18 protein-coding genes and 1 tRNA gene are annotated in these 22,854 nt (G+C 38.0%); 16 read left to right on the top strand and 3 right to left on the bottom strand.

Annotation, left to right across the window (positions count from 1 at the left end; genetic code table 11):
• Positions 1-34: 34 nt before the first annotated feature.
• The 5 genes from proS (at position 35) to panB (ending at position 7,695) form a co-directional block, all read left to right on the top strand.
• Positions 35-1,357 carry a proline--tRNA ligase gene (gene proS, locus H3T57_RS03675; protein ID WP_155571868.1) on the top strand — a complete coding sequence of 441 codons (1,323 nt, stop codon included), beginning with the start codon at positions 35-37 and terminating at the stop codon, positions 1,355-1,357.
• A 7-nt stretch (positions 1,358-1,364) separates the two neighbouring features.
• Complete coding sequence (locus H3T57_RS03670) at positions 1,365-2,624, top strand: lipoprotein-releasing ABC transporter permease subunit (RefSeq protein WP_198193231.1); 1,260 nt, start codon at positions 1,365-1,367, stop codon at positions 2,622-2,624.
• Positions 2,617-3,306 carry an ABC transporter ATP-binding protein gene (locus H3T57_RS03665; protein WP_198193230.1) on the top strand — a complete coding sequence of 230 codons (690 nt, stop codon included), beginning with the start codon at positions 2,617-2,619 and terminating at the stop codon, positions 3,304-3,306. Before H3T57_RS03670 ends, H3T57_RS03665 begins: the two co-directional genes overlap by 8 nt.
• Positions 3,307-3,322: 16 nt before the next feature.
• Entirely contained in the window at positions 3,323-6,754 is a 3,432-nt protein-coding gene (gene dnaE, locus H3T57_RS03660) for a DNA polymerase III subunit alpha (RefSeq protein ID WP_198193229.1), read from the top strand.
• Between the two features lie 128 nt (positions 6,755-6,882).
• Complete coding sequence (gene panB, locus H3T57_RS03655; protein WP_198193228.1) at positions 6,883-7,695, top strand: 3-methyl-2-oxobutanoate hydroxymethyltransferase; 813 nt, start codon at positions 6,883-6,885, stop codon at positions 7,693-7,695.
• A gap of 76 nt (positions 7,696-7,771) precedes the next feature.
• Here panB and htpG read toward each other — a convergent pair whose 3' ends face one another.
• Positions 7,772-9,613, bottom strand: a complete 1,842-nt coding sequence (htpG, locus tag H3T57_RS03650; RefSeq protein ID WP_198193227.1) for a molecular chaperone HtpG — start codon at positions 9,611-9,613, stop codon at positions 7,772-7,774.
• A 113-nt stretch (positions 9,614-9,726) separates the two neighbouring features.
• Positions 9,727-10,581 (bottom strand): N-formylglutamate amidohydrolase, encoded by an 855-nt coding sequence (locus H3T57_RS03645; RefSeq protein WP_198193226.1) that lies wholly within the window; start codon positions 10,579-10,581, stop codon positions 9,727-9,729.
• A gap of 121 nt (positions 10,582-10,702) precedes the next feature.
• On the opposite strand from H3T57_RS03645, the gene H3T57_RS03640 reads away from it, so the two are divergent.
• The 11 genes from H3T57_RS03640 (at position 10,703) to parC (ending at position 21,777) form a co-directional block, all read left to right on the top strand.
• Positions 10,703-10,777: transfer RNA gene (locus tag H3T57_RS03640), tRNA-Val, on the top strand.
• 132 nt (positions 10,778-10,909) lie between these two features.
• Positions 10,910-11,521 (top strand): fumarylacetoacetate hydrolase family protein, encoded by a 612-nt coding sequence (locus H3T57_RS03635; RefSeq protein ID WP_198193225.1) that lies wholly within the window; start codon positions 10,910-10,912, stop codon positions 11,519-11,521.
• A gap of 68 nt (positions 11,522-11,589) precedes the next feature.
• Positions 11,590-12,591 carry a lytic transglycosylase domain-containing protein gene (locus H3T57_RS03630; protein WP_198193224.1) on the top strand — a complete coding sequence of 334 codons (1,002 nt, stop codon included), beginning with the start codon at positions 11,590-11,592 and terminating at the stop codon, positions 12,589-12,591.
• Positions 12,592-12,659: 68 nt separating this feature from the next.
• A complete protein-coding gene (locus H3T57_RS03625) occupies positions 12,660-13,532 on the top strand; it encodes an SPOR domain-containing protein (RefSeq protein WP_198193223.1) in 873 nt (290 codons plus the stop codon).
• Positions 13,533-13,540: 8 nt separating this feature from the next.
• Positions 13,541-14,779 (top strand): D-alanyl-D-alanine carboxypeptidase family protein, encoded by a 1,239-nt coding sequence (locus H3T57_RS03620; protein ID WP_198193222.1) that lies wholly within the window; start codon positions 13,541-13,543, stop codon positions 14,777-14,779.
• Positions 14,780-14,799: 20 nt separating this feature from the next.
• A complete protein-coding gene (gene tmk, locus H3T57_RS03615) occupies positions 14,800-15,465 on the top strand; it encodes a dTMP kinase (protein WP_198193221.1) in 666 nt (221 codons plus the stop codon).
• Positions 15,446-16,399 carry an AAA family ATPase gene (locus H3T57_RS03610; protein ID WP_198193220.1) on the top strand — a complete coding sequence of 318 codons (954 nt, stop codon included), beginning with the start codon at positions 15,446-15,448 and terminating at the stop codon, positions 16,397-16,399. Before tmk ends, H3T57_RS03610 begins: the two co-directional genes overlap by 20 nt.
• Positions 16,396-17,937: a methionine--tRNA ligase gene (metG, locus tag H3T57_RS03605; RefSeq protein ID WP_198193219.1), complete on the top strand. Its 1,542-nt coding sequence runs from the start codon at positions 16,396-16,398 to the stop codon at positions 17,935-17,937. The genes H3T57_RS03610 and metG overlap by 4 nt, the downstream gene beginning before the upstream one ends.
• Positions 17,937-18,734 (top strand): TatD family hydrolase, encoded by a 798-nt coding sequence (locus H3T57_RS03600; RefSeq protein ID WP_198193218.1) that lies wholly within the window; start codon positions 17,937-17,939, stop codon positions 18,732-18,734. Before metG ends, H3T57_RS03600 begins: the two co-directional genes overlap by 1 nt.
• 8 nt (positions 18,735-18,742) lie before the next feature.
• Positions 18,743-19,534: an MBL fold metallo-hydrolase gene (locus H3T57_RS03595; RefSeq protein WP_198193217.1), complete on the top strand. Its 792-nt coding sequence runs from the start codon at positions 18,743-18,745 to the stop codon at positions 19,532-19,534.
• A 38-nt stretch (positions 19,535-19,572) separates the two neighbouring features.
• Positions 19,573-21,777 carry a DNA topoisomerase IV subunit A gene (gene parC, locus H3T57_RS03590; protein ID WP_198193216.1) on the top strand — a complete coding sequence of 735 codons (2,205 nt, stop codon included), beginning with the start codon at positions 19,573-19,575 and terminating at the stop codon, positions 21,775-21,777.
• 83 nt (positions 21,778-21,860) lie between these two features.
• Here parC and hemB read toward each other — a convergent pair whose 3' ends face one another.
• Positions 21,861-22,853 carry a porphobilinogen synthase gene (gene hemB / locus H3T57_RS03585; RefSeq protein WP_198193215.1) on the bottom strand — a complete coding sequence of 331 codons (993 nt, stop codon included), beginning with the start codon at positions 22,851-22,853 and terminating at the stop codon, positions 21,861-21,863.
• Position 22,854: the final 1 nt, after the last annotated feature.

Raw genomic sequence — 22,854 nt, 5'->3', positions numbered from 1 at the left:
TGTTTCATAAAAATATGGTTTTAATAGGATAAATATGCGTCTATCGTCCAGTTTTCTTCCAACTTTAAAAGAAGATCCAGCTGAAGCTCAAATTATCTCTCATCGTCTCATGTTAAGAACAGGGATGGTTCGGCAAATGTCTTCTGGCATTTATGCATGGCTGCCCTTGGGATTGAGAGTTCTTGACAATATATCGAGAATTGTGAGGGAAGAACAAAATGCTATCAATGCACAGGAAGTTTTGATGCCAACTTTGCAATCGGCGGATTTATGGAAACGTTCTGGGCGTTATGATGCTTATGGACCGGAAATGCTTCGTATTGTTGATCGTCACAAACGTGATCTTTTATATGGTCCCACGAATGAAGAAATGATAACCGATATATTTGGACAATTTATAAAGTCCTATAAAGAACTTCCACAGCTTTTATACCAAATTCAGTGGAAGTTCAGGGATGAAATTCGTCCACGTTTCGGCGTGATGCGCGGGCGGGAATTCTATATGAAAGATGGATACAGTTTTGATCTTAATTATGAAGATGCCGTTGTAACCTATCATAAAATGATGCTTTCATATCTCAGGACATTTCAACGAATTGGTGTAAAAGCAATTCCAATGTTGGCTGATACAGGTCCGATAGGCGGGGACTTAAGCCATGAATTTATTATTCTGGCACCTACGGGTGAAAGCGGGATCTATTTTGATTCTGATTTCACGGAACAGAACTGGCTTGAAATGCCAGTTGATATAAATGATAAGGAATCCTTGGCCGCTTTTTTCCAACGTATGACACGATTTTATGCCGCCACTGATGAAAAACATGATCAGAATGAATGGCAAAAAGTTCCAGAATCCAGACGCTGTGAAGGGCGTGGAATTGAAGTAGGTCAAATCTTCTATTTTGGTACAAAATATACAGAAGCAATGAATGTTTCCGTGATAGGGCCTGATAGTGACAAAATAAATCCTCACATGGGTTCTTACGGTATTGGGGTTTCCCGTCTTGTCGGGGCAATAATTGAATCATCACATGATGATCAGGGGATAATATGGCCAGATGCTATTGCTCCTTTCAAAGCCGTGATTATTAATTTGGGATTGAAGAATCAAGCTTGTAAGGATGCTTGTGAAGCATTGTATAAAATGGATCAAGAACAGTTTTTATATGATGATCGTGATGAACGGGCTGGAGTGAAATTTGCAGATGCTGATTTGATGGGGCACCCTTGGCAAATCATTATCGGTCCAAGAGGGATAGGTAATAATGTTGTCGAAATTAAACGTCGTGAAACCGGCGAAAGAACGGAAGTATCTATAGAACAGGTGATGAATTATATTTCCTCTTATCAAGGGTAATGGATTTATGTTTGGCTCTTTTGAAAGAATGGTTGCAAAACGATATCTTCGTGCTAGAAAAGGCGAGCGTTTTGTTTCAATAATAGCTATTTTTTCATTAATAGGAATAGCCTTGGGTGTTGGAACATTAATAGTCGTCATGGCTGTCATGAATGGTTTCAAGGCTGATTTATTGGGACGTATACTAGGCTTGAATGGAGATTTGAGTGTATACAGTCAATCTTATGATGGGCCAACCTCTTTAAGGGAATATAATAATTTATCCAACAGAATTGAACAAATGCCCCATATTACATCTGCCATTCCCTTTATTGAAGGACAAGTGTTGATAAGTGCTGGAAATTTCAACTCTGGTGGAATGGTTAGGGGAATGACAGCTTCTGGTTTGAAAAAACTCAAGGTCATTAGTAAAACCCTTGATCCAACAGTTTTGAAACAATTTCAAGGCGATGATGTCATCATTATTGGTGAAACTCTTGCTGAGCAAGCAAATCTGGGAGTTGGTTCAAGGTTAACTTTAATTTCACCTAAAGGGTCCGCAACAGTAATGGGTAATATTCCCAGAATCAAATCCTATAGAATTATTGGTATTTTTGATTCTGGTATGCATGAATATAATTCCAGTTATGTTTTTTTAACGATGCGGGCTGCACAGAAATATTTTCAGCTTGATGATGAGGTAACAGGAATCCAGATATTCTCGAATGATTCAACCCATATTCAAGCTGTTACGCATCAACTTGAGAATTCGTTTAGAAATGATAATCTGAAATTTGTCGATTGGACTCAGAGCAACAATGCTTTTTTTGGAGCAGTGCAAGTTGAACAGAATGTGATGTTTCTTATTCTGGCGTTAATTATCTTGGTTGCTGCTTTTAATGTCATATCCTCTTTGATTATGATGGTCAAGGATAAAACACGTGATATTGCCATACTTAGAACCATGGGGGCATCACGTGGTGCGATAATGCGGATATTCCTGATGTGCGGGGCATCTGTTGGGGTAACAGGAACACTGATAGGTACTGTATTGGGAATTTTATTTTGTAAAAATATAGAACATATACGTCAGGGTTTGCAAAAAATCACGGGAACAAATCTATTTAATCCTGAGGTTTATTATCTTGAACATTTGCCGGCTAAGTTAGATTGGGCGGATGTGATACAGGTTGTGTCAATGGCTCTGTTTCTTTCTTTACTGGCGACATTATACCCATCTTGGAAAGCAGCAAAAACGGATCCAGTTGAGGCATTGAGAAATGAATAATCAAGTTGTCCTCCAGTTAGATAAAATTTCACATGCCTATAAAAGTGGTGATGAGAACCTTCAAATTTTGCACAATGCTGATTTTACGCTCAATCATGGTGAAATTGTTGCCCTGATTGCTCCTTCTGGTACGGGTAAATCAACCTTGTTGCATATTGCAGGATTGCTTGAAAAACCCCAAAAGGGCGAAATTATTATTCAAGGTCGAAAATCTTCCAGATTGAATGATCGGGAAAGAACGCAATTAAGATTAAATTCAATAGGATTTGTTTATCAGTTTCATCATTTGCTTGCTGAATTTACTGCCTTGGAAAATGTTTTGATACCACAATTGATAGCAAGGAGTTCTAAAACGAAAGCGGTAAATATAGGTAGGGACTGGTTAAAGAAATTTGGTCTTGGTCATCGTGTCGATCATTACCCAGGAAAGTTGTCTGGTGGAGAGAAACAGCGGGTCGCAATTGCACGGGCTCTGGTAAATTCACCAAAAATTCTATTGGCGGATGAACCAACGGGAGATTTAGATGAAAAGAATTCCGAGCATGTTTTTAATTTGCTGTTACAGGTTGTACGTAGTGAAGGTTTGACAGCTTTGATCGTTACTCATAATCATTGCCTAGCCACCAAAATGGATCGGGTTGTTACCTTGCATGAGGGCAAAATAATTCCTTGTCATTTATAATAAGGTATAAAAATAGATGTCTCTTGCCTCTTTTATCCATCTTCGTAGCCATTCTGCATATTCACTAAGTCAGGGGGCTATTCGCATACCTCAAATGGTTAAGCTGGCCAAGACAATGAACATGCCAGCTATCGCAATTACGGATACAGGAAATCTGTTTGGGGCATTAGAATTTTCAAAAACCTGTGTTGAAGCAGGCATACAGCCGATTATCGGGTCCCAGATCGGTATTCCCGTTTTAGGTGAGCAACCGCGTCATATTACAAATTGGCCAATTGTTTTGTTGGCTCAAAATGATATTGGATTGTTGAATCTACAATTTCTTTCATCAGAAGGTTTTCTAAATGGAGATCCATCGGATCCCTTTGTCAATATAGATACAATATGTGAACATTCAGAGGGTTTGATTCTTTTGACTGGTGGAACACGGGGGCCTATATTTCAATTATTATCTGAGGGTCAGGAAAAGCATGCATCCATGTTGCTTGAACAGTTTGCAAAAGCGTTTCCAGGGCGTCTGGCTGTTGAATTGCAACGTCATAATCTGGCTGAGGAAAAATCGGTTGAGCCAGGTTTAATCGATCTGGCAGACCGGTATGGCTTACCCCTTGTAGCAACAAATGAATGTTTTTTTCCGACTCCTGAATTGTACGAGGCGCACGATGCGCTAATTTGTATTGCGCAGGGATGCACTGTTGATATACAGGATCGTTGGAGAGTTACACCTGAACACTGGTTCAAGCCACCGGAAATGATGTGCGCTCTGTTTTCGGATCTTCCTGAGGCATGCGGTAACACGATTGAAATCGCAAAACGGTGTGCAGTTAAAATTGAAACCAGAAAACCTATGCTGCCACATAGTAGAAAAATAAAGGCGGGGACAACGGCCGAGGATACGCTTGAACAAATGGCAAAATCAGGTCTGGAAAAACGTTTGATATCCATTTGCGATCTTACACAAGATCATCGCCAGAAATATGTAGATCGTCTTGATTACGAAATAAATATTATCAAGAATATGGGCTTTTCAGGTTATTTTCTTATAGTTGCTGATTTTATTCAATGGGCCAAGGAACATGATATTCCTGTCGGACCGGGAAGGGGATCTGGGGCAGGATCCTTGGTGGCCTGGGCATTGACGATTACTGATTTGGATCCTTTGCGCTTTAATTTGCTGTTTGAGCGCTTTTTAAATCCTGAACGTGTTTCAATGCCGGATTTTGATATCGATTTTTGTCAAGACCGGCGAGATGAAGTCATTGAATATGTAAGACAAGCCTATGGAACCAACCAGGTGGCACAGATTATAACTTTTGGAAAATTGGCTGCGCGTGCTGCTGTTCGTGATGTTGGTCGTGTTCTTGGATTTCCTTTCGGAATGGTCAATAAGGTTGCTGAACTCATACCAAACAATCCCGCCCATCCAGTTACCTTGAAACAGGCCATTGAAACTGAACCTAGATTACAGGAAATGCAGGCAACAGATGAAAATATACATCGTCTTTTACAAGTGGCTTTGCAGTTGGAGGGATTATACCGACATGCAGGTACGCATGCAGCGGGTGTGGTCATAGGGGACCGTCCGCTGGTTGAACTTGTGCCGCTTTATCGTGATCCGAAAAGTGATATGCTTGTTACGCAATATAATATGAAATTTGTCGAACAGGTTGGGTTGGTTAAATTTGACTTTTTAGGATTAACCACCCTGACGATTTTGCAGCGAGCCGTTAAAATGCTGGAAAAGTTGGGACAACATATTGATCTTTCGAAAATTCCGCTTGATGATACCCTGACTTATGAAATGTTGAGTCGAGGTGAATCCGGAGGCGTTTTTCAATTTGAAGGCGCCGGGATGCGTGATGTTTTGCGTCAAATGCAGCCCAGTCGTATAGAGGATCTGATTGCTGCTGTCGCTTTGTACCGACCAGGCCCGATGGCCAATATTCCCGATTATTGTCGACGTAAGCATGGAGAGGAATGGCAATCACCGCATGAAAAAATAAGGGATATTCTTGAAGAGACTTATGGCATCATGGTCTATCAAGAACAGGTCATGCAAATTGCCCAGAGATTGGCTAATTATAGTCTTGGGGGGGCGGATCTCTTACGTCGAGCAATGGGTAAGAAAATTCGTTCCGAAATGGATAAGCAGCGTGAGATTTTTACTGAAGGTGCAACTAAAAATGGTATTGATCGGCAAAAAGCGATAGAGATATTTGATTTGATGTCGCGGTTTGCTGATTATGGGTTCAATAAATCCCACGCTGCTGCTTATGCTCTGGTTTCTTATCAGACAGCATGGATGAAAGCGAATTATCCAGTGGCTTTTTTTGCCGCATGTATGTCACTGGCACGAGAAAAAACGGATAAGTTAGCCATTCTTCGACAAGAGGCCAAAAGAATTGGTATTTCTGTCTTGCCTCCTGATATCAACAAATCCGGTGCTGATTTTGAAATTGAGAAACAACCTGATGGCAGTTTGGCTATACGCTATGCATTAGCTGCGGTTAAAAGAGCGGGTTTTAGCGCCATGGAAGCCTTGGTTCATGATCGGGATGGTCGAGATTTCAAAAATCTTGCAGATTTTGCCGAACGCATTGATTATCAGAATTTAAATAAGGGCCAACTTGAAAATCTTGCCAAGGCGGGTGTTTTTGATTCAATCGAAAATAACAGACATAAGGTTTTTGCATCAGCCGAAGTGATTTTACGGAGAGCCCATGCACGAAAAGAGGAAAAAGCAAGTGGCCAAATTGGATTATTTCAAAATGCCACGGCACAAATGGCAGAACCGTTAAAAATTAACAGTGTGGCTGAATGGCCCGAAATTGAACGGTTAACTTTGGAAGCTGAGGCAATAGGCTATCATATGACAGCTCACCCACTAGATTCGTTTAGGTCTTTACTGATCAAATTGGGAATACAACCGATAAATAATCTCGAAACAATTGCTCGTTCCGGAGAGGGAAGAATTAAACTTGCTGGCTGTATATTAAATTGTAAGGAACGTCCTACCCGTAAAGGTACCAAAATGGCTTGGGTTGGATTATCGGATAAAACTGGAGCCTGTGAGATAACTTTTTTTTCTGAAAGTTTGACCCGTTATCGTGATTTGCTTGTAGCTGGTAAAATGGTTATCGTAACGGTTGATTTAAGGTTGGATGCAGAAAATTTGCGTATAACGGCAAATCACGTGGAAGATCTTGAAACATCGATATCCGGTTTGGTCAAGGAACTCAAAATATGGATTGATGACGTCCAAGCTGTAGAAACAATTTCAAAATTGTTGGAAAATACGCAGAAAGGCAATGGTAAAATCATTTTAATTCCCAATCTTGTTCAGCAACAAGAGGTGGAAATTTTATTACCAGGATACTATAATGTATCACCCGTTCTCGCACAGCATATCAAAGTGATCAATGGCGTTGAAAAAGTAGATCAATTCTAAAAAATAAAAAATTATAATAAAGTTTTTTGAAATAATTTGTTAATCGGGCTGGTTAAAACATCATAAATGATAAATGGTCATTAATATTTTACAATAGGTTTAATCAGTTATAAATCATAGAGGTTTGAATGATAGAGAATAAAATCAAAAGAATTACTGTTCCCCAGATATTGGCAAAAAAAAATAAGGAACCAATTGTTTCCTTGACTGCCTATACTGCTTCAGTTGCACAAATTGTGGATCCTCATGTTGATTTAATACTTGTGGGTGATTCACTCGGGATGGTCATATACGGATTTGACACGACTTTGGCCGTGACAGTTGAAATGATGATCGAACATGGCAAGGCTGTTATGCGTGGATCAAAAAATGCGTGTGTTATGGTTGATTTACCTTTCGCCTCCTATCAGGAAAATCCGCAGCAGGCCTTTAGGAACGCAGCACGCATATTGCAGGAAACGGGTGCAGCGGCAGTTAAATTGGAAGGTGGGGAGGAAATGGCTGAAACCGTTGAATTTCTTGTCAAAAGAGGTATACCTGTTTGTGGACATGTTGGATTGATGCCTCAAGCTGTTCAAACCATGGGTGGGTTTAAAATTGCAGGAAAAAATGCCAAACAAATTGAAAAAGTCATGCGGGATAGTAATGCTATTGCCAAAGCGGGTGCTTTTGCAATTGTTTTGGAGGGAGTGGTTGAATCAGTGGCAAAAACAATTACTGAACAATTATCAATTCTAACAATTGGAATAGGTGCTTCTCCAGCCTGTGATGGACAAGTCTTGGTATGTGATGATATTTTTGGCGTTTTTCAGGGATTTAAACCAAAATTTGTTAAACGGTATGCCCAAATTGGTCAAACAATGGAAGAGGCAGTCAAATCTTATGCCATGGAAGTCAGATCCAGAACTTTTCCAAGCGCTGAATTCTGTTTTGAAAAATAGACCAAATATTTCTTGTTTAAGGTTTTGAAAAAGGCGAGCATTCATTGATGCATCGCCATTTTTGATATATCTAGGATTATGCTAATGCGGCTGCAATACGTTTTGCAAATAATGTTGGATCAGATGGCATTTCCCCATCCTGTATTTTTGCAAGATCAAGCAGTATAAATGCAGCTTCATCTATATTCTCGCCTGAATTTACCTTCTTGATTAAAGATTTGATTAAATTATGATTAGGATTAATTTCCAGCACAGGTGGGGCTGAAGGAATTGAGCGATCGTTACGACGCATTAAACGTTGCATCTGTAAATCGGGTCCGTCCTCTTTTGCAGCCAAAATTACAGGACTGTCAACAAGGCGTGTCGTCATGCGAGCATCCGTAATTTTGTCTTTCAAACTTTCCATCAAAGTTTTTAAAAGTTTTTCTTCTTCCTCGCTGTTGGATCTTTCCTCTTTTCCCATAAGTTTATCGAGATCTTCCTTGGCACGGGTAATGCTGCGTAAAGGTTTTTCCTCAAATTTTCCAAACCGATCAGGCCAGAAAGCATCCACGGGATCAGTGAATAATAGGACCTCGATTCCTTGTGCCTTGAAACCTTCAAGATGAGGTGAGGTTTTTAAGACTTCAAGGGAATCTCCAGCCAAGAAATAGATGGCCTCCTGATTTTCTTTCATACGTTCCACATAGTCGGAAAGACTTGTCAAACCATCAACGGTAGATGAATAGAATCTTGAGATTTTGGCTATTGTATCATTATTTTCATTGGGTTCCCAAAGTCCTTCTTTAAGAATTGCCCCGAAAAGTTCCCAAAACTTTGTATATTTTTCTTTATCTTCCGAAAGTTTTTTTAATTCACTTATCACACGGTTAACAAGGTTCTTACGAATACGTGCAAGAACGGGTGTGTTTTGTAGCATTTCCCTGGATACATTTAGGGGAAGATCTTCAGTATCCACAATCCCCTGAATGAAACGTAACCAAGATGGAAGCATGTCCGCTTCATCCGTAATAAACATACGGCGTACATGCAATCGTACCTTGCTTTTTCTTTCTTGATCGACTGGTGCGAATGGAGAAACCATTCCGGGAATAAATAACAAAGAAGTGAATTCAATCACGCCTTCAGCATGCCATAAAAGCGTAGCCAGTGGTTTGTCAAATAAATGGGTTACATGACGATAGAATTCATCTAGTTGTTCATCGGATATATCGCCACGTGGTTTTGTCCAGATTGCTTGACCTTCATTGGCGGATGTTTCTTTGTCATCCTGTTTAATCGTAATGGGCCAGGCAATATGATCTGCCCATTTACGGATAATATTCTCCAGTCGCATGCTTTCCAAATATTCTTCAGCATCTTTTTTAATATGAAGAATAACATCTGTACCAGGTGTATTTCTTGTTGAGGAAGCGATACTATACTTGCCTTTACCTTCAGAGTTCCATGCCCAGGCTTCATCCGATCCGGCACGTCGTGAAATTACCTCAACTTTATCCGCCACCATGAAGGCTGAATAAAATCCAACACCAAATTGACCGATGAGGTTAACACGATCTTCGGGTTTGGCATCCCTGAGCTGTTTTTCAAATGATCTTGTTCCTGATTTTGCAATGGTTCCGAGATTTTGGATCATCTCATCCTTACTCATACCGAGACCATCATCACTGATTGTTAATAAATTTCCCTTTTTATCAACGGTTAAAATTATTTGGGGTTTATCGGGCAAGGCAACTGTTTGATTGGTAAGCGATTCAAAACGTCTTCTATCCAATGCATCTGCAGAGTTGGCAATTAATTCTCTTAAAAAAATTTCTCTCTCTGAATAAAGTGCATGAACAACCAGATCCATAAGGCGTTCAACTTCTGCACTAAAATTGTGTTGTTCTTCAGCATGCGTAGATGTTGCATCACTCATTTTCACTTGTAAGCCTTTATCATATTTATGGGTTAAAATTAAATTTGAATTAATTATATAACAAAATAAACTGGAAATTAACGAAGACAATTAATAATTTTTTTTGGTAACAATTAAATTTTTAAAATTTCTTTCCATTGGCTGGTAATCATAATCAGAAATTCAGTCATAATTTTTTGAATTTTAAAAAAATTTTCATTGAGTTGGAAAGATTCTTCATTCAAATACAATTTTTTATTTATTTCAATTTGTAAAACATGAATATTTTTAAAAGGATTTCCATAATGACTGGTAATATACCCTCCTGCATAAGGTATATTTTTTTTCACTGTTAAGCCTTTTGATTGAAAATATCTAGCAGTCTGGTTTATTAATAGCGGGCAACAGCTTTTTGAAAAATTGTCCCCTAATATTATATCTGCAAAGGCAGGGGTTTGGATGCGTGGGGATGGCATTGAATGTACATCGAGGATAATGCCTCCATTAAAACGATTTTTAAAGTTATGAATGAAATTTTGAATTTGTTGATGATAGGAAAACCAATAATTTTGAACTAGTTTTTCAATATGAGTAAATGAAAGATAATATTTGAAAATAACTTTTCCTGAATTGCTGATTTTATGAACTGTTCCAATTCCGTTTTTTACCCGAGCGGATTCTGTATCACACCATGGGGGAAGTTGTTCTTTGAACATTTTTGGATCAAGTTCCCATGCCCATCGATTGAGATCACAGAAAATACGGGATAATTCTGCATTTAACAAACTTCCACCATAATTAGATACATGATGAAAAAGTTCATGGACAAAACTGTCTTCACTCTTGCGTAATTCATTTAAGGGTAATCTTGTTAGTTCAAGCAAATTCTTTGGATAGAATTGTCCAGAATGAGGTGAGCTGACTAAAAACGGTAAAACATTATTATCAGGTTTTTGTAAATGATATATTTTTGTTTTATGAATTGGCACAAAATAACCTTGCTAACGGAAAAAAAAGAATGATTATATTAAAATATTTTATTTTTTTGCATTTGACCACTTGCGCTTTTAAACTAAGATGTGTATCAAGCAGTTTATCAAACGTTAAGATGGGCGCATAGCTCAGCGGGAGAGCACTACCTTGACATGGTAGGGGTCACAGGTTCAATCCCTGTTGCGCCCACCATCTTATCCTAACCGTGAAAAAAAACTAATCATAATTCAAAAAATATTGTCTTTCGTTTGTACATATAATCATCATAATTTACCTGTATAATTAAAAAAATACCTAAAATTCCCTGTTTGTGTATTGGATGAAATGATGATTAATAATATTTATTGTGTCGGCAGAAATTTTGCTGAACATGCAAAAGAATTGGGAAATCAAATCGAATCTGTCCCCGTAATTTTTAGTAAACCCAACACCTCCTTGGTTGAGAGAGATACAATTATCCTACCTGATTTTTCACAGGATATTCATTATGAAACAGAAATGGTATTAAAGATTTCCCAGGATGGTTTTAAAATTTCGGAGAACAAAGCCGAGAATTATTATGATGAAATCGCTCTGGGCCTTGATTTGACGGCTAGAGATCTGCAAACAGAATTAAAAGAGAAAAAATTGCCCTGGTTTTTGGCAAAGGGTTTTAAAGATTCCTGTTACCTTTCCTCTTTTGTAAAAAAGGAACTGTTATCTCTTCCTATTTGCTTTTCAATGAAATTAAATGGAGAAGAGCGTCAGAGAGGAAATAGCAATAACATGATATTTAATTTCAGCAAGATTATATCCTATATTAGCCAGTTTGTTCCATTAAAAAAATCAGATGTGATTTTCACTGGTACGCCAAAGGGTGTAGGTAAACTGAAATCTGGGGATCAAATATCACTCTTTTTGCAGGAAAATGAAATTGCTATAGTAAAAGTGAAATAATTACATGATTTTAATTAAAATTATTTGGTAAGCCAATATATTTTAATCGACATAAAAGGGTAATAGCGATGAGGCGAAGACAATTTTTGGCAAATTCTATTGGCACAGCAGTTATGGCAGTTGGAAGTGGAAAATTTGTTTTTTCGAATATCACAGCTTTTGCGAGATCATCATCCGAATATAAATCCTTTCTTTTCAATATATATCAACAGGCTGTTCAGCTAGGATTGAATGCCTCTATTATGAGGCATGCTTTGAATTATTCTTTACCGAATAAAAAAGTGATTGAACTTGATCATAAACAGCCAGAATTTGTCATGACATGGCAACAATATTATAAAAAAGTCATAACAGTAGAAAAAATAGAACAAGGTCGCAATAAATTTCAGGAACTTCAAACGTTTTTGACTGCCCTTTGGCAAAGTTATGAAGTTGATCCTTCTATACTTGTTGGAATATGGGGAATAGAATCCTTTTATGGCAAATTTCTCGGAAAATTTAATGTTATTGATGCTTTGGCAACTTTGGCTTATGAAGGTAGAAGAGCTAAATTTTTCAAAATTGAGCTCATGAATGCATTAAGAATTCTTAATCATAGAAATATCAATCCCGAAAATATGATGGGCAGTTATGCTGGTGCAATGGGCCAGCCCCAATTTATGCCCAGTGCATATTTACGGTATGCGGTTGATTTTTCAGGAAACGGTCATCCAAATATTTGGACAAATGAAAAAGATGTACTGGCTTCAATTGCCAATTATCTGAAGAAAAATGGTTGGCATGGATCTGAACCCTGGGGACAAAAAATTTTATTGCCAAATGATTTCAATGGTTCATATATCGGACATCAGGTTTCAAAAACACTTGGTGAATGGAAATCAATGGGCGTTAAGCGATCAGATGGTTCGGAATTTTCCCGTCTGGATATTTATGGCAGTATTTTGAAACCGGATGAGAAAAATAATAATGGTTTTATGATTTATCATAATTTTAATGTAATACGCCGCTACAACCCTTCGGATTATTATGCACTTGCAGTCGGATTGCTGGGAGATGCGATGATTGCATAAAATGATTGTTTTTTTGTAATATAAATATAAAATAACAAAATATTAATTTCGTGAATTTGTATTATATCGTGAAAAAATATTTATTTTCTCTATTGTTGATAAGTATAGCCTGTTGTACCAAGGAAGAAAAACCGCTGCAACCAGCTCAGATTCACTACGTGGTTGGTCAACCTTATCAGGTTGGGGAACAATGGTATTATCCAGAGGAAAATTTTGCCTATCATGCAACAGGTTTGGCAGTTATATCCAAAAATCAGAAAAATAAAGTGACTGCTGATGGGGAATATTATGATCCGCAACGTATGACGGGTGCACATCCCACATTGCAATTACCAAGTATTATAAAAGTTCGCAATGTTGACAATGGTAGGGAAATTTCAATTCGTTTGAATGATCGTCCATCATCTTATTCTTCAAGATTGTTGGAATTGACGCCAAAAGCTGGTGAATTATTGGGAATTTCAAACGGTCAAACAGCGAAAATCGAAATTGTTGAGGATGAAAATCAAAGCCAAAATCTTGCTTTTGAAATGCCCAATGGTCCGCAAACGGAAATGAAAGTTAACACTGCGCCTTTGGATACAATCATGGTTGAAAATCTGAATGGCAAATCAAGCGAAAATAATGCGAAAAAAAAATCAGATCCCACTTTCCAAAAAGCATTAAATTCTTCATTAATATTAAAAGATTTGCCCGTCACTTTTACGCAGGGTCAAATTACAGGAGGGCAAATATGGATTGATTGTGGCTCTTTCACCTTGCGAATTTATGCTAATAAATTGGCGGCACGTATTGGTGGGAGAGTGACCTATAGTTTTGAAGGAGGGCGCAGAATATTGCATGTTCGTTCTGGTCCCTATCAATCAGTCGAAAGTGCAGATCAAAATCTTGATTATTTGTTAAAATCTGGCATTAAGGGTGCCAAAATTATAGTTGAATAGGAACAAGCGTGCATACTCGTAGATCAATATTGACTGGAATTAGTGGCGTAGCTGCATCTCTGGCTCTGATAGATTCAAATTCAGCAAGTGCCCGAAGAGCCATTCGTAAAGCGGCAAGCAGGAAATTCTCGTCAGCAACTCAAGAGGCGGTTTCGAATGGTCCACCAGCCGTAACACCAATAGGTCCTTTTGACACGTTGGCACAATACGCCTTTATCATGGATTATAATACAGGTACCGTTTTGATGGATAAATTGGCAGACCAACCTATGCATCCGTCATCTTTGACAAAAATCATGACCTGTTATATTGTTTTTGCCATGCTGCGAACCGGGCGTTTAAAGCTTGATCAGTTGCTTCCCGTAAGTGAGAAAGCCTGGAAAATGCAGGGATCAAAAATGTTTGTTCCCCTGAATGGACAAGTTTCTGTCCAGGATTTGATCCAGGGTGTTGTTATACAATCCGGGAATGATGCCTGTATTGTACTTGCCGAAGGAATTGCCGGATCTGAACAGCAGTTTGTATCCATGATGAATGAAATGGCGCCCAAGATGGGATTGCGGAATTCTCATTTTATGAACTGTACCGGATGGCCGGATAGCAATCATCTGATGTCTGCCCGTGATATTGCTCTGATAGCCTATCATCTTATTCATGATTATCCCGAATACTATCATTTTTTTTCCGAAAAAGAATTCACTTTCAATAAAATCACCCAGGGCAATCGAAATGTTTTGGTAGACAAAGGGCTTGCGGACGGTTTGAAAACAGGACATACAGATGCTGGCGGTTATGGATTATGTGCCAGTTCTGAACGGAATGGTCGTCGGGTCATAATGGTGGTCAACGGATTAACCTCGATGAATATGCGGGCCCATGAGAGTGAACGTTTGATAGAATGGTCTTTCAATCAATTTGAAAATGTTAAGTTATTCAATAAAGGGGATGTTGTTGAACAGGCACCAGTTTGGATGGGAGCACAAGAAACAGTTCCACTGGTTGCAGGTGAAAATCTTGTTTTAACCTTGCCTGTCGGGATGCGTGATAAATTGAAGGTAACCCTTGATTATAACGCCCCTTTGTCCGCACCTGTTATGAAAGGACAAAATGTTGAGGCCTCTCTGTCTGTAAAAAATGGTGGAATTACTGTACAAGTTCCCATAATAGCTGGTGAGACTGTTGAAAAAGCTAATATTATTTCACGTATGATGAAAAATGTAAGCTATCGTTTAACGAATAAAAATTAATCAACATTATTTTATTATTTATGTCAGGATATTTTATTACTTTTGAGGGCGGTGAAGGTGCTGGAAAATCTACACAAGCTCAATTATTGAAAGAAAAGCTGCAAAAAGATAATATAGATGTGCTCTTAACCCGTGAGCCAGGTGGAACAACGGGTGCCGAGGCCATTAGGAAATTATTGTTATTTGGGAATTGCGATTTTTCGCTTAAAGCTGAAATCCTGGCTCATTTTACCGCAAGGTGCGATCATGTAGATCAGGTCATAAAGCCAGCGCTGCAACAGGGTAAAATAGTGCTGTGTGATCGTTTTATTGATTCAACACTGGCATATCAAGGATATGGATTAGGTAAGGAAAATCCGGATATATTGGATTATATTCAAAAATTATCCAATTTGATAGATTTAATTCCCAATTTAACTTTGGTATTCGATGCCCCTTATGAAACGCTTATTGAACGTTGTCTAAAACGTCAAACAAAAATTGATGCTTATGAACAACTCGGGTATGATTTTCATTATCGTGTTCTGAATGGTTTTCAACTGATAGCTAAAAATAATAAAAATCGATGTAAAGTTATCAAAGCTCATAAATTATTGCATGAGGTAACCCGGGAAGTTTACAATCTCGTCACGCATAAACTATCTGAATCAAGATATATTAAAAACAATGACAGCAAAACTAGATGACTCTTTATGGGGACATGAAAAGGAATATGATTGTTTCAAACAAGCCATTTTCAAGAATAAGCTTCATCATGCATGGTTGATATGTGGTGAGGTCGGGGTAGGCAAAAAAACTTTTGTCAATCATGTCATTCGTTTGATTCTTGGTAGCTCTGAAAAAGTGTTGGCTAAGATAAAGGCGGGTAGTCATCCTGATTTATTAACGGTTAGTCGAAGAATAGATGAAAAGAAAAACCGTCTTCGTTCGGAAATTTTGATGGATGATATAAAAGCAGTTGGAACGTTTTTACGATTGACATCTGCAAATGACGGGTGGCGCATTGTCATTATCGAAGAGGCGGATTTGATGAATCAGAATGCGGCCAATAGTTTATTAAAAATTTTGGAAGAGCCTCCAGATGCTGCTTTAATTTTTTTGATCACTGCACATCCAAACCGTTTGTTGCCAACGATTTCAAGTCGTTGTCGTAAATTAATGCTTCACCCTTTATCAAATACTGTTTTATTAGAAGCCTTGATTAAATTAGCCCCCGAATATTCTGAGGCAGAATATCAAAAAATAATTACCCTGTCTCAGGGATCGATCGGTAAAGCATTATCATTATTGAATTCTGACGCCTCAAATTTGCAAAATATTGTTGATGCCTTTTTCGAGAATCCTTTCAAAGGAAGTGAGCTGAATGAAAAAGTTAAGTATATTTTACAAAAAGAAGATGGATTTTCTGTTTTTTTTAGCTTATTGACAGATAAATTCAATATGCTGATCGGTGAGGCTATAAAATCAAGGCAGGAACGATTTGGCAATCCATCTCGAACAGTAATGGAATGGATTGACATTTGGCAAAAAATTTTAAAATGGCATAAAGATACAGAATCTTTTAATTTGGATAAAAGACAAACCCTAATTTCCGATTTCGAACTAGTAAGTGAATTATGAAAAACCATTATATGATAACCACCCCGATTTATTATGTAAACGGGTTCCCCCATATTGGTCATGCCTATACCTCAATCGCTGCGGATGTTTTGGCCCGATTCAAACGATTGGATGGATATGATGTATTCTTTTTGACGGGTACTGACGAGCATGGACAAAAGGTAGAGCAGGCTGCCCACAATAATGAACAGACATCGGAAGTATTTGTAAATGAAATTTCTGCAAAATTCAGAAATATGGCTGATCAGTTAAACATATCATATAATGATTTTATACGAACGACCGAGGAACGTCATAAAAGAAGCTGCCAGACTTTATGGAAAAAAATCGCTGATGCTGGTCACATTTATCTTGGCGCTTATGAAGGGTGGTATTCACTCAGGGATGAGTGTTATTATAGTGAAGATGAACTAACTACTACAGCAGATGGACAAAAGATTGCGCCCACAGGGGCACAGGTCAAATGGTTAAAAGAACCATCCTATTTTTTTAGATTGTCTGCCTGGCAAGACAAGTTGTTGGAATTTTATGAATTGCATCCAGAATTTATCGGCCCAGAAAGTCGTAAGAATGAACTGTTAAGTTTTGTAAAATCTGGTTTACGTGATTTATCCATCAGTCGTACGAGTTTCAAGTGGGGTATTCCAGTTCCAGGCGATAAGGATCATGTCATGTATGTATGGTTCGATGCGTTGACAAATTATATTTCCGCATTGGGCTATCCTGATACGGAATTATCAGATCGGTGGCGTTTTTGGCCAGCAGATTTGCATTTGGTGGGGAAGGAAATTGCACGTTTCCATGCGTTGTATTGGCCAGCTTTTTTAATGGCGGCGGGTTTGGAAGTTCCCAGACGAATATTTTCGCATGGCTGGTGGACTGTTGAAGGTGAAAAAATGAGTAAATCAGTAGGAAATGTTGTTGAGCCTATTGAATTGATCAATGAGTTCGGACTGGATCCTGTCCGATTTTTTCTTTTGCGTGAAGTTCCTTTCGGTGGAGACGGAGACTATAGCAGACAATCCTTGATCAATCGCATGAATAATGAATTGGCCAATGATCTGGGTAATCTTGCACAGAGAACTTTGACTCAAATTACCAGAAATTGTGACGGTATTTTACCAGATACTGGAAAAAGATTGGATGTGGATATACAGTTGATAGCAAAAGCTAAACTGTTGCCGATTTTATTAAGGGAACAAATGGACCGTCAGGCTTTTAATGAATCTTTAGAGGATATTTGGAAGGTTATACGCGCTTCTAATGCATATATCGATCATCAGGCGCCATGGAAATTGAAAAAAACTGATTTCGAGCGTATGAAGACTGTTTTAAGAACCTTGGTTGATGTGTTGCGCGAAATTGCCACTTGTTTACAGCCATTCATGCCTAATAGTATGGATAAATTATTGACCCAGCTTGGGGTTGGTAAAAATGAACGTAATTTTTCAGATCTTGAAAAAGAAATTCATTCAGGAATAAAATTACCTTTACCTTCTCCTATTTTTCCTCGTTATACGGAAGCTGAACAAATCTGATGTATCTGGTTGATTCACACTGCCATCTTGATTTTTTTGATGATGATGAAAAAAAAGTCATTATTGATCGTGCAACACATGCAGGTTTGGGTGAAGTTGTAACAATAGGAACGCGTTTATCAAATGCGCGGCAGCAAATAGAAATAACTGATTATACAACTGATCATTTGAGTGTATGGTGCACGATTGGAACTCATCCTGAATATGTGATGGATGAACCTTTTTGTTCTGTTGACAGAATTGTTGAATTAACCAATCATCCCAAAGTTATAGGTATAGGTGAAACCGGACTTGATTATTTTTACGGTAAACAAGAGGCTTTTGAACGACAGAAAGAATCTTTTGAAAATCATATTCGTGCTTCGCAACAAACTGGATTGCCTGTATGTATTCATGCCCGGGATGCAGATGATGATATTGCCAAAATCTTAAAGAGAGAGACAGAAAAAGGGGGAGGATTTCCATTTTTAATTCATTGTTTTACATCTAGTATGAAACTGGCCGAAACAGTTCTAGATTTGGGTGGATATATTAGTATTTCAGGTATAATCACTTTTAAAAAAGCCCAGGATTTACGCGATATCGTTCTCCATTTACCTCAAGATAGAATTCTTGTTGAAACTGATTCTCCTTATCTGGCTCCCGTACCATTTCGGGGCAAACAAAATGAACCTGCATATGTTTATCAAACAGCAGAATTTATGGCAAAATTGTTAGCGGTTGATTTTGAAACGTTCAAAAAACAAACAATAGATAATTTTCATCGTCTTTTTAAAAAAGCGTCTTTTAAAAGGTAAATTGTTTAATGAAAATTACTATTCTGGGATGCGGAGGTTCGGGTGGTGTCCCATTGGTAGGAGGTGATGATGGTCAGGGGAATTGGGGAATATGTGATCCCCTGGAACAAAAGAATCAACGAACTCGATCCTCTATCGTTATTGAGTTGAATAATGGCAAAAGAATTCTAATTGATTCAGGTCCTGATATACGAACTCAGTTATTGAGAGAAAAAATTGGCAGGGTTGACGCTGTCATTTATTCTCATGCACATGCAGATCATATTGCTGGTCTGGATGAATTGCGTTCAATCAACAGAGTTTTGGGTAAAGCCTTACCAATATATGCAACGAAAGATACATTATCTGAATTGAAATCAAGATTTGCCTACGCATTTAAGCCATGGAAAACCCAACCATATTTTTTTCGTCCAGTTTTGGATGTTCATCAGATTGATTATTATGATAATTTCATGATTGAAAATCAATCTATTCAAACATGTGAACAGGTACATGGTTTTTGTAAATCCATGGGCATACGATGTGGTGATGTGGCATATTGTACCGATGTGGTTCGGATTCCGGAACAAGGGTTGAAAATTTTATCCAATCTTGATCTGTTTATTGTGGGATGTTTTCAACGGAATGAACATCCTGCCCATGCATGGATTGGCAAGGTTCTGGAATGGAAAAAAATTATCAAGCCTAAAAGAACGATTTTAACGCATATGGGACCTGATATGGATTGGAATTGGCTAAAGGCAAATCTGCCGCCGGACATCGAAGTTGCCTATGATGGACTAATTCTCTATTCTTCGTAATCATACAAATAAAAAATTAAAACATACAAGAGTATAATATGACTGCTGCATCTGACGGTTTAATCAAGGACGCTCCCTTTGCAAGGGCATTAAGTGAACGCTATCTGGCCTATGCCCTGTCAACAATAATGTCGCGTTCATTACCAGATGTAAGGGATGGATTGAAACCTGTTCATCGTCGTTTGATATATGCCATGCGTCAATTGAAACTTGATCCAAAATCAGGATTCAAGAAATGCGCCCGTATTGTTGGGGATGTTATTGGTAAATATCATCCCCATGGGGATGCCGCTGTCTATGAAGCGCTCGTTCGTCTCGCACAGGATTTTGCTGTACGGTATCCCTTGATTGAGGGACAGGGAAATTTTGGATCCATTGATGGTGATAATGCTGCGGCCATGCGTTATACAGAATCCCGTATGACAAGAATTGCCCAGTCTTTATTGCAAGGTATCGATGAAGATTGTGTTGATTTTCGTGATACCTATGATGGAGAGGAAAAAGAACCGATTGTTTTACCAGGTGCATTCCCAAATCTTTTGGCAAACGGTGCAAGCGGAATTGCTGTTGGAATGGCAACAAATATTCCCCCACATAATGTGGGTGAAATTTATCAGGCCGCTATAACCCTTATTAAAAATCCTGAAGCCTCTACACAGGATTTGTTGCATTTTGTAAAAGGTCCAGATTTTCCAACAGGTGGGAAAATTGTTGAAAATCAAAATGTTATTCAACAAACTTACGAAACTGGTCGAGGCTCATTAAGGCTCAGGGCAAAATGGGAAATTGAACATGGTCGATTTGGAACTTGGGTTATCGTTGTTAAAGAAATACCCTACCAAGTGCAGAAATCCAAATTGATTGAACAGATAGCCACTTTGATGGAAAAGAAGAGGCTTCCATTATTGGCAGATATAAGAGATGAAAGTACTGATGAAATACGGCTTATATTAGAGCCCAAAGTTAAAACAGTGCAGCCTGAAATTTTAATGGAATCCATGTTTAAACTGACTGTCTTGGAAAACCGGTTTGCTTACAACATGAATGTGCTTGATCGCAATGCCGTTCCTAAATTGATGGGATTGAAAGCCATTTTGAAATCATGGTTGGATCATCGTTATGAAGTTCTCAAACGTCGAAGTCAATATCGGTTAAATGTTATTGAACAGCGATTGGAAATTCTGGAGGGTTTATTAGCGGTATATCTAAATCTTGATGAAGTTATTCGTATAATTCGAGATGAAGATGAAGTAAAAACTGTTTTGATGCAAACTTTCAATCTGTCGGATGTTCAGGCTGAAGCCATTCTCAATATCCGTTTGAGAAGTTTGAGACGATTGGAAGAAAATGCAATAAAAAATGAATATGCACAACTCACCAATGAAAAATCTAATTTAAAAACGTTGCTGGCAAGTGAATCTCTTTGCTGGAAAGAAATCAACAAAGAATTGAAAGAGGGTTTGAAAACGTTCGGTCAGTCCGATGATGGTTTGAGAAAAACGGAAATTTCTGAAGCACCTAAAACAATAGATGTTATGGATATTCTGGAAGAGGTGGAACGTGAACCTCTGACAATTATTTTATCCTCCAAAGGTTGGATACGTGCTTTGAAAGGACATAATCTTGACAGTGATAAGCTGAAATTCAAAGAAGGGGATCATTTATTTAAAATATTGGAATGTCATAGTAATGATCGAATTTGCATTATCGGTAGTGAAGGTAAATCATTCAATATAAAGGCATTAGATTTACCAAGAGGCCGAGGTGATGGTCAACCCATACGTCTTCTTGCAGACATAGCAAATGATGCTGAGGTTATTGAATTTTTTATTTTAGATGAAAAAAAGAAATATGTTCTTGTTTCAACCTCAGCAAAGGGATTTGTCATTTCTGGGGAAAATCTTGTTACTGAACGGAAAACGGGTAAACAAGTTCTAACTTTAAAGGATAATGAAAAAACATTCGCTTGTCTTGAAGGTAATGGAAATTATATTGCCATTGCGAATTCATCCAGTAAATTTCTGATATTTCCACTAGAACAAATTCCTGAATTAAAAAAGGGTAGTGGTGTTCTATTACAGAAATTGGGTAAAGGAAAACTGAAACTGGTTATAGTTTTTGATTCTGAGATTGGTTTTACAATGCCTGGTCAAACAAAAGTCAGAATTTTTGAAATATTGGAAAATTATATAGGTAATCGTGCATCTGTTGGACATAAATCTCCTAATTGGTTGAGGATTTAGTCTTATTTTAGTCCAAAGGATATTTATAAAATAATTAATTAATTAATTAATTAATATTTAAAATACCCCTTTATAGATGAAAATTATAACTGTTTTAATAATTTTGCTGCTTCTGGAGCAAAATAAGTCATAATCGCATTTGCTCCAGCTCTCTTGAAACAGAGAAGCGTTTCAAGAATAGCCTGATTATTATCAAGGTAATCATGGTTAATCGCGTTTTTCAACATGGCATATTCACCAGAAACCTGGTAACTGACAATTGGAATATTGAATTTATCTCTTACCATTCGGATTATGTCCAAATAGGGCAATCCCGGTTTGATGATAACTGAATCAGCACCTTCTTGAATATCAAGTTCGACTTCAGAAAGAGCCTCTCGACTATTGGCAGGATCCATCTGATAAGTTTTTTTATCGCCTTTTAAAAGTTTTCCTGATTCCAGCGCATCTCTGAAAGGTCCATAATAAACACTGGCATATTTTGCGGCATATGACATGATTCGTGTATTAACAAAATTATCATTGTCCAATGCCTTTCGGATTGCCGCGACCCTACCATCCATCATGTCAGATGGTGCGATAAAATCCATACCTGCTCGGGCTTGATTAATCGATTGCCTGACTAGTATCTCTATGGTTTCATCATTGGCAACATAACCATTTTTTATTATTCCGTCATGGCCATGGCTGGTATAAGGATCAAGAGCTACATCCCCGATTAATAACATTTCTGGAAATCTTTTTTTAAGTTCTCTTGATGCACGGCAAATTAGATTATCGGGATTATAGGCTTCCTTTCCCTCTGGATCACGTTTATCGTTGGTGGTCACAGGAAATAATGCAAGCGCGGGGATATCCAGATTTGCAGCAGGTTCTATATATTCAGCCAGACGATCAACAGTAACCCGTTTAATTCCAGGCATTGAAGAAACTTCTGTTTCAATATTGTTGCCCTCAATAATAAAAATTGGCCAAATCAAATCATCTTTACTCAATTTATTTTCAGCTACCAGACGACGCGTTGCAGAATCAATTCGATTGCGTCGCATACGAGTCAGAGGAAAGCTTCCAATCATG

Origin of the sequence: Commensalibacter sp. W6292M3, from assembly GCF_016101315.1 — a bacterium.
Classification (GTDB): Bacteria; Pseudomonadota; Alphaproteobacteria; order Acetobacterales; family Acetobacteraceae; genus Commensalibacter; species Commensalibacter melissae.
The sequence above is the reverse complement of the archived record's forward strand: the minus strand, read 5'-3'. Positions and strand labels throughout refer to the sequence as shown.

Excerpts from the sequence above, each read along its gene's own strand:
- dnaE (WP_198193229.1), top strand. The coding sequence starts at position 3,323 with ATGTCTCTTGCCTCTTTTATCCATCTTCGTAGCCATTCTGCATATTCA.
- metG (WP_198193219.1), top strand. The coding sequence starts at position 16,396 with ATGAAAAACCATTATATGATAACCACCCCGATTTATTATGTAAACGGG.
- H3T57_RS03610 (WP_198193220.1), top strand. The coding sequence starts at position 15,446 with ATGACAGCAAAACTAGATGACTCTTTATGGGGACATGAAAAGGAATAT.
- H3T57_RS03670 (WP_198193231.1), top strand. The coding sequence starts at position 1,365 with ATGTTTGGCTCTTTTGAAAGAATGGTTGCAAAACGATATCTTCGTGCT.
- H3T57_RS03595 (WP_198193217.1), top strand. The coding sequence starts at position 18,743 with ATGAAAATTACTATTCTGGGATGCGGAGGTTCGGGTGGTGTCCCATTG.
- proS (WP_155571868.1), top strand. The coding sequence starts at position 35 with ATGCGTCTATCGTCCAGTTTTCTTCCAACTTTAAAAGAAGATCCAGCT.
- H3T57_RS03635 (WP_198193225.1), top strand. The coding sequence starts at position 10,910 with ATGATGATTAATAATATTTATTGTGTCGGCAGAAATTTTGCTGAACAT.
- hemB (WP_198193215.1), bottom strand. The coding sequence starts at position 22,853 with ATGATTGGAAGCTTTCCTCTGACTCGTATGCGACGCAATCGAATTGAT.
- H3T57_RS03600 (WP_198193218.1), top strand. The coding sequence starts at position 17,937 with ATGTATCTGGTTGATTCACACTGCCATCTTGATTTTTTTGATGATGAT.
- htpG (WP_198193227.1), bottom strand. The coding sequence starts at position 9,613 with ATGAGTGATGCAACATCTACGCATGCTGAAGAACAACACAATTTTAGT.
- panB (WP_198193228.1), top strand. The coding sequence starts at position 6,883 with ATGATAGAGAATAAAATCAAAAGAATTACTGTTCCCCAGATATTGGCA.
- parC (WP_198193216.1), top strand. The coding sequence starts at position 19,573 with ATGACTGCTGCATCTGACGGTTTAATCAAGGACGCTCCCTTTGCAAGG.
- H3T57_RS03630 (WP_198193224.1), top strand. The coding sequence starts at position 11,590 with ATGAGGCGAAGACAATTTTTGGCAAATTCTATTGGCACAGCAGTTATG.
- H3T57_RS03665 (WP_198193230.1), top strand. The coding sequence starts at position 2,617 with ATGAATAATCAAGTTGTCCTCCAGTTAGATAAAATTTCACATGCCTAT.
- tmk (WP_198193221.1), top strand. The coding sequence starts at position 14,800 with ATGTCAGGATATTTTATTACTTTTGAGGGCGGTGAAGGTGCTGGAAAA.